At 68.3% G+C, this 12,269-nt stretch carries 14 protein-coding genes and 4 pseudogenes; 8 read left to right on the top strand and 10 right to left on the bottom strand.

Annotated elements, in window-relative coordinates; genetic code table 11:
• The coding region (locus EAO73_RS36800) for a hypothetical protein (RefSeq protein WP_147971944.1) at positions 1–201 on the top strand (201 nt) is incomplete at its 5' end.
• Between the two features lie 272 nt (positions 202–473).
• Here EAO73_RS36800 and EAO73_RS27265 read toward each other — a convergent pair.
• The 3 genes from EAO73_RS27265 to EAO73_RS27255 form a co-directional block, all read right to left on the bottom strand.
• A complete protein-coding gene (locus EAO73_RS27265; protein ID WP_147974220.1) occupies positions 474–749 on the bottom strand; it encodes a hypothetical protein in 276 nt (91 codons plus the stop codon).
• Positions 749–982, bottom strand: a complete 234-nt coding sequence (locus tag EAO73_RS27260; RefSeq protein WP_147974219.1) for a hypothetical protein — start codon at positions 980–982, stop codon at positions 749–751. The genes EAO73_RS27265 and EAO73_RS27260 overlap by 1 nt, the downstream gene beginning before the upstream one ends.
• 121 nt (positions 983–1,103) lie before the next feature.
• Positions 1,104–1,325 carry a hypothetical protein gene (locus tag EAO73_RS27255; RefSeq protein ID WP_147974218.1) on the bottom strand — a complete coding sequence of 74 codons (222 nt, stop codon included), beginning with the start codon at positions 1,323–1,325 and terminating at the stop codon, positions 1,104–1,106.
• A 744-nt stretch (positions 1,326–2,069) separates the two neighbouring features.
• On the opposite strand from EAO73_RS27255, the gene EAO73_RS27250 reads away from it, so the two are divergent.
• Positions 2,070–2,471, top strand: coding sequence for a hypothetical protein (locus EAO73_RS27250; RefSeq protein ID WP_224756475.1), 402 nt, complete (start codon positions 2,070–2,072; stop codon positions 2,469–2,471).
• A 48-nt stretch (positions 2,472–2,519) separates the two neighbouring features.
• On the opposite strand, the gene EAO73_RS27245 is transcribed toward EAO73_RS27250, so the two are convergent.
• Positions 2,520–2,972 carry a hypothetical protein gene (locus EAO73_RS27245; RefSeq protein ID WP_224756474.1) on the bottom strand — a complete coding sequence of 151 codons (453 nt, stop codon included), beginning with the start codon at positions 2,970–2,972 and terminating at the stop codon, positions 2,520–2,522.
• On the opposite strand from EAO73_RS27245, the pseudogene EAO73_RS27240 reads away from it, so the two are divergent.
• Positions 2,957–3,235: pseudogene (locus EAO73_RS27240) on the top strand (transposase); the annotation flags it as partial. The gene EAO73_RS27245 and the pseudogene EAO73_RS27240 overlap by 16 nt on opposite strands.
• A 26-nt stretch (positions 3,236–3,261) precedes the next feature.
• On the opposite strand, the gene EAO73_RS27235 reads toward EAO73_RS27240, so the two are convergent.
• A complete protein-coding gene (locus EAO73_RS27235; protein WP_147974216.1) occupies positions 3,262–3,786 on the bottom strand; it encodes an SMI1/KNR4 family protein in 525 nt (174 codons plus the stop codon).
• Positions 3,787–4,213: 427 nt separating this feature from the next.
• Positions 4,214–4,432 (bottom strand): LexA family protein, encoded by a 219-nt coding sequence (locus EAO73_RS27230; RefSeq protein WP_147974215.1) that lies wholly within the window; start codon positions 4,430–4,432, stop codon positions 4,214–4,216.
• 185 nt (positions 4,433–4,617) lie between these two features.
• Between EAO73_RS27230 and EAO73_RS27225 the strand changes: the two genes are divergently transcribed.
• The 4 genes and pseudogenes from EAO73_RS27225 to EAO73_RS36795 form a co-directional block, all read left to right on the top strand.
• Complete coding sequence (locus EAO73_RS27225; protein ID WP_147974214.1) at positions 4,618–5,304, top strand: hypothetical protein; 687 nt, start codon at positions 4,618–4,620, stop codon at positions 5,302–5,304.
• A gap of 226 nt (positions 5,305–5,530) precedes the next feature.
• Positions 5,531–6,040, top strand: coding sequence for an SUKH-4 family immunity protein (locus EAO73_RS27220; protein WP_147974213.1), 510 nt, complete (start codon positions 5,531–5,533; stop codon positions 6,038–6,040).
• A 360-nt stretch (positions 6,041–6,400) separates the two neighbouring features.
• Positions 6,401–7,522, top strand: a pseudogene (locus tag EAO73_RS27215) (ISL3 family transposase); the annotation flags it as partial.
• Between the two features lie 86 nt (positions 7,523–7,608).
• Positions 7,609–7,791: pseudogene (locus EAO73_RS36795) on the top strand (TetR-like C-terminal domain-containing protein); the annotation flags it as partial.
• Positions 7,792–8,375: 584 nt separating this feature from the next.
• On the opposite strand, the gene EAO73_RS27210 reads toward EAO73_RS36795, so the two are convergent.
• The 4 genes and pseudogenes from EAO73_RS27210 to EAO73_RS27190 all read right to left on the bottom strand — a co-directional run bounded on the left by EAO73_RS27210 (position 8,376) and on the right by EAO73_RS27190 (position 11,443).
• On the bottom strand, positions 8,376–8,723 hold the full coding sequence (locus EAO73_RS27210) for a YciI family protein (protein ID WP_147974212.1): 348 nt from the start codon (positions 8,721–8,723) through the stop codon (positions 8,376–8,378).
• A gap of 67 nt (positions 8,724–8,790) precedes the next feature.
• The gene (locus EAO73_RS27205) at positions 8,791–9,735 is read right to left on the bottom strand and encodes a virginiamycin B lyase (protein WP_191134267.1); all 945 of its coding nucleotides are present in this window, start codon (positions 9,733–9,735) and stop codon (positions 8,791–8,793) included.
• Between the two features lie 284 nt (positions 9,736–10,019).
• Positions 10,020–10,367 (bottom strand): annotated as a pseudogene (locus EAO73_RS37245) (transposase); the annotation flags it as partial.
• A 173-nt stretch (positions 10,368–10,540) separates the two neighbouring features.
• Positions 10,541–11,443: an SDR family NAD(P)-dependent oxidoreductase gene (locus EAO73_RS27190; protein ID WP_147974210.1), complete on the bottom strand. Its 903-nt coding sequence runs from the start codon at positions 11,441–11,443 to the stop codon at positions 10,541–10,543.
• Between the two features lie 68 nt (positions 11,444–11,511).
• Between EAO73_RS27190 and EAO73_RS27185 the strand changes: the two genes are divergently transcribed.
• Positions 11,512–12,228, top strand: coding sequence for a TetR/AcrR family transcriptional regulator (locus EAO73_RS27185; RefSeq protein ID WP_147974209.1), 717 nt, complete (start codon positions 11,512–11,514; stop codon positions 12,226–12,228).
• The last annotated feature ends 41 nt before the right edge of the window (positions 12,229–12,269 follow it).

Raw genomic sequence — 12,269 nt, 5'->3', positions numbered from 1 at the left:
GCTCGATGTCGCCGGCTGGAGCGACGAGATCTAGAACTCACCCCGCCGCCGGGGCGGCTGGACCCCGTTCAAGACGAGCAGATCGAGACCGGGGCGTTCCTGATCGCCCCGTACAGCGCCTACCCCGGCGGGCGCGCTTCCTACGCACCCGCCCCCGGCGCCGCGAATGGTCCATTCGTCTGGGAAAGCGACATCCCATGAACCGCATCAGCCGGGCGCTGAAACGCTGACCCAAACGCTGACCCTCGCAGCTCAGAGCACCGGTGACGGCATGCCGTCACTTCTGGACCGGCCCGCGCGGGGGTCGAGCGCCTGGCCGGCCCCAAGATCTGCGGGCTGCTGAACGAGCTGCGCGGCCGCAGTGAGATAGCGCGCGCACCAGTACAAGGCCGCGTAAGGCGCGTGCAAATGCTGCGCTGCGCTGCATCCCGCGCCACCATGCAGCGCGAGCATGTCAAGAGCGACAGCGGCTGCTACACCTCGATGAAGGCAACCACGACCACGATGCGCAGGGCGGTCACCCAGTACACGAGACGGACCCGCTCGATGTCGTCGACGTACTGGCGCAGGCGGGGTCCGGTGCTGTTGCCGGGGAGGGGTTCGCCGGCGTCGGGGTCGACGGAGATGACGACCAGGGCGCGGTCCAGGGCGTGGAGCTCGGCTTCCCTGGTAATGGCGTCGAGCTGCTTGGCGGCGGAGTCGGTGAACGCGATCTGGGCGCGCCGGCGCGGGCTATGCGGTTGGGGCATCAGGCGACGGCCGGGCGTTGGGCGGTGAGCCGGGTGAGGTGGGTCTCGCGTAGTTCCTCCCACGGGGTGCAGTCCTCTGCTGCGGGCAGGCCGTTGGTGGCGATGTCCTCGAGGACGGCGGCGAGCTGGTCGGCGCTCTCGCGGGTCCGGGCCGCGTACGCGCGCAGCTCGTCAGCAGTGTCGGGCTTTAGCTGTTGCCGGGCGTGGTCGGCGGGGGCCGGCTGTTCGCTCATCGAGGACCTCCAGGCGCGAACGGGCGTGTGCCACCACGGTATCGGGCGGGCGCGGGAACGGCGTCGTCCGCGGCGGCCTCCGTCATGGTCGGCGTGACGGACGCCTGGTTGGGGCGGGCGCTCATCGGTGGGACCTCTTCTTGTGGAGTGCCCGCCCGCACACGGTCATGTCGTCATCCGTTCCCCAGCTGCAGAAGGCGCCGAACGGCATCTCGGTAGAGGTCATCGGAATCAGGCCTTCCCAGCTTTGCCCGTGCTCGACGCAGAACAGGGCATCCTCGCTCAGGGTGGCGGTAGGCCGCCACCCCGGGGCGAGGTGCAGCGGGGGCGGCTGGGTGCTCATCGTGGCCTCCTTGACGGCGTCGTTTCACCGTACGCGCGCGCCGGACCGCCCCCTGCAGGCGGTCATCGGCAAACCGCCCTTGGGCCCGCGGCGGTGACAGCACAGAGCCGGGGCTGGCACGAGTGATCCCGTGCCGGCCCCGGCCGCTGTTCCTCTCTACTCAGGCGCCGCCGTCCCGCTGCGCCGCCTTCGCGATTTCCTTGGCCAGCGCTCTGGCGGCGCGTTCCTGCCCTTCGAGCTCGCGGCGCAGCTGTTCCTCGATCTCCTGGGCGTCCATGAGACTTCCCCTTTCTCGTGATGGTCTGCGGGTGGGTGGGTCAGCTCAGTGCGGCGAGGGTGAGGGCGGCGGCGGCCAGGACCAGGACGTGCGCGGCCTGGTCGACGTGGGCGGCACCGCCGGCGGCGGCCCACTTCTGCTGACGGGCGATCCGCATCCATATCGGCAAGGTCTGATATCTCGGTGTGCGGAATAGAGCCATCGCTGTGCCCTCTCGGTGGTGAGCGTCGTCTGACGTGGGGAGGCGGCCCGGCCACCGCTGAAGTCGATGGCCACGAGAACGGGAGGCATCCCGTCCCTGATCGGTGCGGCTGTGGGGCCTGCTCCCCAGCCGAGTTGGCCGCTGGCCTCATCGCTGCGCTCTGTATAGGCTGGTGCGCGTGGATGTAACAGGGTGTCTTGGGTGTGATCTTCTGAGCGGGCGCCGGGAGTTGCCCGGGGGCGTCCTGCACGAGACTGCTGCCTGGGTGGTGAACCACGTCGTCGGCCCGATGAATCTCGGCACCCTGATCGTCGGCCCGCGGGACCACGTCGTGGCCATCGCCGAACTCGACGACACGGCAGCGGCGGAACTCGGCCCGCTTCTGCGCGATACCGCTCGTGTCGTGGAGACGTTGTGCCGACCCGAGCAGACCTACGTCTGCATGTGGTCGCACGGCCGCGACGCGCGCAAGCACCTGCACATCGCGGTCCAGCCGGTGACCGCCGAGGTGCGGGCCCGCTACGGCGGACTGCGCTCCGAGCAACTCCAGGCCCGGATGCTGGCCGACGGTGACAACCCGGACATCACGGAGGTCGAGCAGTTCTGCGAGCAGGCTCGCGAGCTGTTCCGGTCGATCGCCGACAGCAGCGCCGAACACCGCAGCTAATCACGCCCTCAATGCGAGGTTGGAAAAGGCTCACTATGAGGCTCAGCGTCAGGGTCCTGGCCGCCGGGCCACCTCAGCTGCGTAGGCAATTCTCACCGCCCCGGCAGACCACCGCTCTGCCGCCATCGAGCTGATGCCGAGGAGCCGTTGCAGCACGGCCGGCGGCATCTGCGTGCAGAGGTCGAGCAGGGCGGCGCATCGCCCAGCCTCGGGCGGAAGGCCGATATTCCGCGGGCGGGTTGCGAGGCGGCTGCTGGTCAGCGCCCGTCCAGGACGCTGAGTCGGGAACAGCCACGGTGCGTTCAGCTCGTTGCTGTTCACCGCGTGCTCCTGGCTGTGCGCGATGTCGACGAGTTGCAGGACGAGAGCGTCCAGGGGCGGCGGCAGCCTGAGCGGCGTTTTGTTGATACGAAGGGCGACGCCGTCCTCGTCGTGTAGGACGTGGGCGGTGGTCAGGCGGCAGGTCCTGGCGGGGGTCTGGCTGGCTCCGGTCCGAAGCATTTTTCGCGCACCTTTGTGGGGCGGCCCCGATCCCCGCCTCGTCCGCGGCCGGACCAACCGTCACCGCATCAACCGCGGCGGGGACCGCAATGCCAACAGTGCCCTCTACACCATCGTCCTGGTCCGCATGAGGCACGACCAACGGACCCGGGACTACGTCGCCAGACGCCACCGAGGGCATGTCCACCAAGGACATCATGCGGTGCCTCAAGAGGTTCGTCGCCAGCGAGGTCTACAGGCCCTCAGGAGCACAGGCATCCTGAACACGGCGGGCTCGGGCGGAGCCGGATCATGATGCCGACTGGCTGCCGTCCGAGTCATCGAGCGACGCGGCCGCGGCCAGCCGCTCGACGAACGCCTGGAAGTCCGTTGCCAGCGGGAGCTCCGTGTCGGTGTCCACGTCGAACCACGTCACGGACGGCTCCCCCTGCTCTCCGCATGTCCGGTAATCGAGGGCGATCCAGCAGTGGCCATCACCGGAGAGCAGCACAAGAGGTGAAGGAAGACTCCATTCCTCAACCAGATAACCTGAGTCCAGCAACGACGGCTGGCTGTCGTGACGGCCGATGCCCATCATGTCGTCGAGCGGAACGTGGTTCTCGCTCCACGAGGTCGGCACATCGGTCGGGAACGCGTTCCACACCTCCGCCACCGGGCCCCCGTTTCGGACCCGCAAGATCTCCAGCAACGAGGCCGGCAGACGGACACCGAGCTGGCGCTCGGCATCCTGTACGACCGCGTCGGTCAGCGGTGGCTGAACCCCGTACAGGCCCTCGCCCCAGAACGTCGCCTTAACCTCATCAAACCGAGTCACGAGCGCATCCTATGGACCTCACTACCCGACTTGACGATCTATAGGAGCTTCAACGCTCCATTCCGCCCTGACCAGCACCTTCGCGGGGTTTCGACGACCGGGCACCGAAGGGGGATCCCAAGGGGCATCTGCAGGGGCCACCGCAGGTGCCGGCCGGGCCCGCACCTCACGGCACGCTCGCGGACGGGTGGTACACGGCATTGGGGGCTCCTTCACTGCACCGGACGGGGGCACGGGCAGCCTGCGGCGGGACCCCTTGACCACGGTCTGACGAGTTCCGGGCAGCGCGCTGCGTCAAGGAGAAACGAGACCAGCCGGAAGCGGCGCTGTGGGCCTGGGTCAGTGTTCGGGTCAGCGCCCGCAGCAAATGGGCCAGCGTTTCCACCCCGGTCCGCCCAGCGCCCGGACCGCTGACCCAGTACCCGGGTTAGGGATGCAGGCGGCAGGTCTGCCAGCGCCGGCCGGTACGGCTGATGAGCCCGAGCACCTCCAGGCGCCCGAGCTGGTAGGCGACCGAGCTCGTGCTCGACAGACCGACCCGGGCACCAATAACCCTGACCGACGGGCCTTCACCGTGCTCGGCGATCCACTCCCGCACCGCGCGCAGGACGGCCTCCTGCCGCGGCGACAACCCGGTCGGGTTCACGCCGATCGCTCATCACGTCGTTGCCCAGACGCACGGGCGCGGCGGCGCAGCTCCATCCGGGCCGCCGGCACACCGCCGAGAGTGGTCGACCAGAACGGGTGCGTGTGCAGACAGGTTCTAACCGATCAGTCGTCGATGGCCTATGGCGCTGGACGCCCCGACCGGCGAGTCGGCAAGGTAGCGCTGTGGTGGAAATCGCGATCGGTGTCGTAGGGGCAGCAGTGGGGGTTGGCGGGCTCGGTGTGGCGTACGCCGCTTACCGCTCGCAGGCGCGTCAGAACCAACGCATCAGAGAACGCGAGCTGATTGTTGCGGAACGAGAGCGGGCAGCGGACCGTCGGGACGCTCTTCGGCAGGCATCCATGGTCGCGGTGAAAGTGATCAATAGCCGATCGACCCTCGATGAACGGCGACACCTGCACCGGGTCATGGTCAGTAACAGCAGCGATCAGCCGGTCAGAGATCTGACGGTGTACCTGCAGAACGAAGTGATCACGTTCCCCTCTCCTGGGCAGGCTTCCGCCGAGAGGCAAAGTGTCCTGGGCGGAGGCGCGTCGGCCACCTCCGAACTTCTAGCAGGCACGCCGGACGTGCTCGATTTACAGGTCGAGTTCACCGACGTTGCCGGCGTGCGCTGGCTGCGCCTTGGTGACGGCACACTGCGGCAGGGGGTGTCCCGCCCTCCTGTATGGGTATTCGGTGAGCCCCAGCCACCCATCGTGGAAGCGTTCGGGGGGCATCTGGACCCCATGCCCATACCGGCCGCCGTTCCCCCGGTACCTCGACGCGCCAGCAAGGCACCCCTGGTGCTCGCCATCGCAGTACTGGTGGCCTCAGCGATCTGGGGCGTCAGCGAGCTGTTCACCAAGTAGCCTGCCTCGTTCGCGCCGTCTCCGGCTCTCGCCGTACCGAGGACTGCGGGGCGTGCTGCCCTGACAGCGGGCTTCAAGCCCGCAGACCCTGCCGGGATGCTTCTGCTGACGGTGCGCGCTACTGAACTTGAATGGGTGATGTCGGAACCCGACTGCCCAACGCCGTGCGCCCGTCTCACGGGTCTGCGGGTGTTGCCGGGGCAGTCCTTCGGGAGAAGATCTTCCCGTGAGTCAGCCCCTGCCGCACTTGCCGAAGCCCGAGTTCGTCTTGATCCGCGTCGAGGCTCCGCCCGAGGCGCCCGCCCAGGTTGCTGCCGATCTCGGTGAGGTCGGCATCCCGGCCGGGTTGATCGGGTACGAGTACCGGCCGCTGAGCGAGCCGGTGTTCCTCGCGGGGATCGGTGAGCGGGGGCTGGTCGCCATCGCGACGAGTGGCCTGTCCGGGCGCATCGCCGTCGACGTTGCCACGGGTCACGTGGTGCAGATTCCCACGATCGACTCGGCGAGCGCTCATCACGTGAACAGCGATCTCGACTCATTCAGCCAATGCGTGGCCGCGGCGATCGCCCGCTTCCCGTTCTACGCGGACGGCTACGAGGACAGGTACGAGAAGGTGGCGGAAGAGCTTCGCGATCTCATCTCCGGCATCGACGAGACCGCTCTCGCGGACAACGGGTTCTGGGAGACGTTCTGCGACGACGTGGCGATCGGGGACTACGCGGACTGGGATGCGTGATCCAGCAGCGAACTCCGCCCTTGGTCAGCTGGCTCTGTTCACGAGGACCGGTTCTGGCTCACTTTCCGTGGAGCATGCACTCTGAGTGATGATCGTCGGGCGAGCGGGTCCGGGGGAAGATGCCCGGAATTGATCCGTAGCGGGTGTGGTGTGGCTGACAGTTCGGCCCGTGGAAGAAGTGATGCTCCGGCTGGAGGAGTTGCTGTTCCCGTCGGCATCCGACGTGGTGGTGCTGTCCGTGGCCGTGAACGACGAGGCGGTTCACATCGAGGCCCGAAGCAAGGTGGCGGGGCCATCTGTCCCGAATGCGGGATCTGATCACGGCGGATTCACAGCTCCTACCTGCGGTTTCCCGCTGATGTGCCCAGCGGAGGCAGACGGGTCGCTCTCTGTTTACGGGTTCGCCGGTTCCTCTGCCCGGTCACCTCGTGCGGGCGGCGGACCTTCGCCGAACAGCTGCCGGGTTTAACTCGTCGGTACGGCCGGCGGACCGAGCGCCTGCGGTCGACGCTGGCTGCGGTGGGCCTCGCACTCGCCGGCCGGGCCGGTGCTCGCATGGCGAGAGTCTTCGGCGTGTCTGTCAGCCGGAGTACGGTGCTCAGACTGGTCAAGGCGTTGCCCGACCCCGAAGTCCCAGCCCCTCGGGTAGTCGGCGTCGATGAGTATGCGACCCGCAAAGGCCGCCACTACGGGACCGTCCTGGTCGACGTCGAAAGCCGGCGTCCAGTGGACCTGCTGCCCGACCGGGAGGCGTCCAGCCTGGCCACTTGGCTCGCGAATCGGCCCGGGGTGGAGGTGGTCTGCCGCGATCGGGCACCATTCTTCGCCGAAGGCGCCACAGCCGGGGCACCACAAGCGGTGCAGGTCGCGGACCGGTGGCATCTTTGGCACAACCTGAGCGAGGCCGCCGAGCGGTGCGTCGCAGACCACCGCGGATGCCTGCAGGTCCTGGCGCCAGATCCAGCCCAGCCTGCCCCCGAGCCGGAGAGGTTCGAAGACCCCTCCGGCTCGCCCTGGCCAAGGGGACACCGCTTCGCCGACCGCACTCGCGTCAACCACGCGACCGTCCACGAACTGCTGGCCGCCGGGCTCAGCCGGAGGGCGATCGGCCGCCAACTCCGGATGACCTCCCGCACCGTCAAGCTCTTGGCCGACGCAGCCACCCCGGAGGAACTGTTCCAGGGGCAGTGGCATGGCCGACCATCCAAACTCGATGCCTTCAAGCCTTACCTGGATGACCGCTGGAACCAAGGCTGCACGACCGCCTGGAGGGTGTGGGAGGAGATCGTGCCGCTCGGCTATCAGGGCAGCTACCAGCGGGTTCGCACCTATTTCCGGGAGAAGCGGCTCTCGCCAGGCGCCGTCACCGCTCGGCCGCCATCACCTCGTGTCGTCGCCGGGTGGATCCTCCGCCGGCCGGAGAACCTCAACGAGACGGAGCACCTTCGACATAAGGCCGTTCTGGTCCACTGCCCTGAACTGGACGCCCTCACCGGCCACGTCCGCTCCTTCGGCCAGATGCTCACCGAGCGCCAGGGCGAACGAACGCCGCGACCCTCACCGAGGCAACAGGCTTCCACGACGTCCCGCCCGCACTGCTCATGCGCGCTGTCAGCGCCTACACCCAACTCTTCGGAGCCATCAGCATGGAACTCTTCGGCCACCTCCGCGGCGCCTTCGACAACGACACCGTCTTCTTCGACCACAGCACCAACCTGCTCGCCGACCTCGTCGGATTCCGCACCCCCTGACCAGCGGCGAATCCACGCTCACCGCCCCGGGTATCTGGCCAACTCACCCTCGCCGGACCACTGTCGGGGGTGGGCCCCGAGGGTGGCTCCGATCCCGGGGCCGGCCACAGAGCGGCTAGCGTGCCACGACTTCTCCAGTGCGGAGGCGGGCACGGCCACGGAACGACGAAGCCTCCGGGGAAACCCGTCGCCCCCGACGAGCTCACCGTCCACCGCCGAAGGGTACTCACACGGGGCCGTAGCCTCGGGCGTGCCGGGGTTGCTCGCGCAGTCAGCGCTCCCTTGAACATCGTGGAGGCGTGCAACTCTGTGCCAGTCGCTTGGCCTCGGCAACGCCGGCGGCGTCACCGGCAACGATTCACGTCGAGGAGAAGGTTGTCCACATCCGTTGTTTCGGCAGTTGCTCCATCCATAGTGCGCCCCTGGGGCCGAGGCGTACGACTCAGACATCGACATTGACTTCGGCCCGCCATGTGACGACGGTCTGCCTGTCCTGGAGGACATGAGGCGGAGCCGGGCGGCACGACAGCGGCGGCTCCGTCGGCCTGGTGCTGTCGTGCCGCCGGGCCGACTGTCGGTGTTGTTCAGGCGGATTCGAGGATCGGGCGGATCTCGACGGTTTCCGGGGTGGGGAGGCTCTTGGCCAGTTCGAGGGCTTCCTGGCGGTCGGCCACGTCGATGATGAACCAGCCGCCGAGGGTCTCCTCGCCGGCGTGGGCGGGTCCGTCGGTCACCGTCGGCGTCCCGTCTGCCGCAGTTCGTACCGTCGCGGGTGCGGTGTGCTCGGTCTCCAGGGCCTCGCCGCCGACCAGCTTTCCGGCTGCGGCGATGCCTCCGATCCATCCTTCGTACTCCTTGCGGTATGCGGCCCGGTCGGCCTGGATCCGGCTGCGCGACTCGTGGGTCTCGAAGATGACGAGGGCAAATTTCATGAACTTTCCTCTCCGATCGTCGCAAGGACGATCGCTGTTGACGGGGTGGGAACGTGGGGCGGTCTGTTCAGGCGGCGTTGTCTGCAGAAGCGATGCGGGCGAGTGCGCCGATCTCGAGTGCGGTCCACAGGGCGCCGTCGGGGCCGACGGCGATGCCGTGCGGTTCGGAGCGGGGAGTGGGCAGGTCGTGGACTGTGACCGAGCCGTCGGGGGTGACTCTGCCGACGCGGTTGCCTCCCCATTCGGTGAACCACGCGGCCCCGTCGTCGTCCACGGTGACGGCGTGCGGCCGGGCGGCGCGGTCGGGCAGCGGGAACTCAGTGATGTGCCCGTCGGGAGTGATCCGCCCGATCTGGCCGGCGGCGATCTCGACGAACCACAGCTCGCCGTCGCGGCCTGCGGCAATCCCGACCGGCGCCGCCGCCTCCGTCGGCAGCGGATGGAGAACGACTGCACCGTCCATGCCGATTCGCCCGATGGCGCCCGCCTGGTTGAGGGTGAACCACATCCCGCCATCTCCTCCCGCGGTGATCGCTGAGGGGAACGCGCCTGTGACGGGTAGCGGGAACTCGGTGACGTGGCCGTCGACTGTGATACGGCCGATACGGTCAGCAGCAGTCTCGGTGAACCACAGCGCACCGTCGGGGCCCGTCGCAATCCCGAATGGCCCGCAGCCGGGCGCGGGCAGGCCGAATTCATCGATCACGCCGTCGATGGTGATCCGACCGATCCGGTCCGCCCGGTACTCGGTGAACCACAGCGCGCCGTCCGGGCCGGGCACGATGACGGTCGGCCCGCTGTCGGGGGCAAGTCGGTGGCCGGTCGGCTCCTCGCCGGGAACGAGCCGGCCGATCCGGCCCGAGTGGACGAGCGTGAACCACAGCGCGCCGTCCGGCCCTGTGGTGAGGGCGTAGGGCCCCGCTGCGCCGTCGGCCACCGTGTGCTCCTCGATGGACACCTGGGTCACATGACTCAAAGGGACTTCCCCAATCCGTGCTCGGTGGCTATGCATTCGATGTCGGCCGGGGTGCCGGCCATGATCGTGCGGGTGTGCTCGGTAACCAGGTCGGCGGGCCAGTCCCACCACGCGGCGCGCTGCAGCCGCTCGATGTCGGCGTTGTCAAAGCGTTGCCGGATCGGTCTGGCCAGGTTGCCGCCGACGATCGTGTACGGCGGGACGTCGGCGGTGACTTGGGCGCCGGCCGCGATGATGGCGCCGTCACCGGTCCGTACGCCGGGCATGACGGTCGCCCGGTCACCGGTGCGGGCACGTCGACCGAAAGAGCCGCTGCACTGCGATGTGCTTTTCGCGCGCCCGTAGACATGGCGGAAGAGCCGCCCGGCACTTGTCGGCGCGTCTGAGCGCAGCCACGGGCTGACGTCCACCGCGAGCACGATCCGTCCGTCGGCCGCTCTGGAAAGAGGCAGGCCGGTCAACTCGGTGCGGAGTCGGTCCACCTCGATCCGGCCACAGTTCAACCCATGGTAGAGCGCACCGTGTCCGCGCCGGTGCACAGACGTCAGCGTCAGGTCGACCAGAGTTTTCACCGGTCCGTCGACGCAGAGCATGGCATCGGTCAGCTCGAAAAGGGCCTCCGCCCGGGCAGTGCGGCATCCGTGGAAGCCCGCACGGAAATCGGACATCGCACTCACCGCCCCGGCACAATCGGCACTCTCCAGCACACTCGTCCTCCGGTTGTCATCGTGCCTTGCGGCCGAAGCACATGATCACTCGGACGTCGTCCAACTGTCCTGCGAACGCGAAGACCCCGTGGTCAGCCAAGGGGCCGACCACGGGCAGAGGTTGAAGAACAAGATCAGGGGAGAACTACCGGGTAGGGCTCGCCGAAGTCGGCCGAGCGGCTGACCTTCTCCCAGGTGACCGCTTGTGCCGTCTGGTGGCGAGAGTGATCCAGAGCCATGGTCGCCGCGTTCACGCCGAGGGGAAGGTGACTGGGGATCTCGGCGCGGTGGACCGTGCGGACGATGATCTCGGCGGCACGCTCCGGGTCCCCGGCCGCGCCGTCGGTGGCTTGCCGCACGCGGCGGTTCATCTCGCCGACCGTCGCGTCGTACGCCTCGGGGATGCCGTGGACCGTCATCGAGGAGCCCGCCCAGTCGGTGGCGAAGCCGCTCGGCTCGACGACCATCACTCGCACCCCGAACGGTGCCGTCTCCGTGGCCAGGACGCGGCTGAAGCCGTCGACGGCAAACTTGGCGGCCTGGTAGGAAGCGATGCCCGGCGAACCGCCGACCCTGCCGCCGATCGAGGAGAACTGCACGACAGTGCCGGAGCCTTGACGCCGCAGGGTGGGCAGGGCTGCCCTGGTGACGTTGTAAACGCCCCAAAAGTTCGTCTCGAACTGGGCGCGGAAGTCGCCGTCGTCCGAGGTCTCGATCGGTGACACGTTCGCGTAGCCGGCGTTGTTCACGAGCACGTCGATCCGCCCGAAACGCTGCACTGCGGCGGCAACCGCGGCGCGCGCGGCTTCGGGGTCGGTGACGTCCAGGGCGAGGGGAAGCATGCGCTCGCCGAAGGCGGCGAAGGCTTCTGCGAGGACCTCGGGGCGGCGCGCGGTGGCCACGACGAGGTCGCCCGCCTGGAGTGCTGCTGTGGTCAGGGCGCGACCGAGACCCCGGGATGAACCGGTGATGAACCAGACTTGCTCCTCGCCGCCGCTCCCAGCCTGTGCGGTGCCGTTGTTCGTGTTGTCACTCATGCATTTAGTGAAACACGGTTGCCTTAATATCGCAACGTCGTTGCGGTAAGTGCTTCTATGATGGCGTCATGACTGATCAGGCTGCCTTCCAGCGGGCACGCAGCACCCAGGCCAAGCAGATACGCGAGGCTGCGATCCTCGACGCGGCCCGGACCCTCGGAGGCCGGCGCGGGATCCGTGAGGTCACACTCACCGACATCGCCGCCGAGGTCGGCATGCACAAGTCGGCGCTGTTGCGGTACTTCGAGACACGGGAGCAGATTTTCCTCGACCTCACCGCACAGGGCTGGCGGGAATGGTCCGCAGCACTGCGTGCGGATCTGGCACAGCGCAAGCGCGCCGCGCCCGCGGCCGTCGCCGACGTTCTGGCGACCACCCTGGCCGCGCGCCCTCTGTTCTGCGATCTGCTGGCGCAGGCACCCCTGAATCTGGAACGCAACGTGTCCCTCGAGGCCGTACGCACCTTCAAGCTCGGCACGCTGGAGGAGGTAGCGGGGATCGGTGCCGAACTGCACCGGCTACTCGGCCTGACCGAGGAGCAGGCCGTCGATACGGTCGCCACCGCAACCGGCCTGGCCGGAGCGCTGTGGCAGATGGCCACCCCCGGACCACTCCTGCGAGAGCTCTACACGAGCGATCCCCGGCTCGGCCACGCCCTCTTCGAGGTGGAACCCCGGTTGCGCCGCATCCTCACCGCCCTACTCATCAGCTTCGGCTCGGCGGTAGGCGGCAGGGACTCCCTTTCACCGGCCGAACACAGGGCGGGCTCCGTAACCGACTCGTGAAATTCCTCGCGCCGTCGTACCACTGATCGGAGAAGAGAAAT

The sequence above is a fragment of the Streptomyces sp. col6 genome (genome assembly GCF_008042035.1).
In the GTDB taxonomy this organism is placed as follows: Bacteria; Actinomycetota; Actinomycetes; order Streptomycetales; family Streptomycetaceae; genus Streptomyces.
Note: the sequence above shows the minus strand (reverse complement) of the source record. Positions and strands in the feature narration are given on the sequence as shown.

Excerpts from the sequence above, each read along its gene's own strand:
- EAO73_RS27265 (WP_147974220.1), bottom strand. The coding sequence starts at position 749 with ATGCCCCAACCGCATAGCCCGCGCCGGCGCGCCCAGATCGCGTTCACC.
- EAO73_RS27260 (WP_147974219.1), bottom strand. The coding sequence starts at position 982 with ATGAGCGAACAGCCGGCCCCCGCCGACCACGCCCGGCAACAGCTAAAG.
- EAO73_RS27255 (WP_147974218.1), bottom strand. The coding sequence starts at position 1,325 with ATGAGCACCCAGCCGCCCCCGCTGCACCTCGCCCCGGGGTGGCGGCCT.
- EAO73_RS27245 (WP_224756474.1), bottom strand. The coding sequence starts at position 2,972 with ATGCTTCGGACCGGAGCCAGCCAGACCCCCGCCAGGACCTGCCGCCTG.
- EAO73_RS27210 (WP_147974212.1), bottom strand. The coding sequence starts at position 8,723 with ATGAAATTTGCCCTCGTCATCTTCGAGACCCACGAGTCGCGCAGCCGG.
- EAO73_RS27205 (WP_191134267.1), bottom strand. The coding sequence starts at position 9,735 with ATGCATAGCCACCGAGCACGGATTGGGGAAGTCCCTTTGAGTCATGTG.
- EAO73_RS27190 (WP_147974210.1), bottom strand. The coding sequence starts at position 11,443 with ATGAGTGACAACACGAACAACGGCACCGCACAGGCTGGGAGCGGCGGC.
- EAO73_RS27185 (WP_147974209.1), top strand. The coding sequence starts at position 11,512 with ATGACTGATCAGGCTGCCTTCCAGCGGGCACGCAGCACCCAGGCCAAG.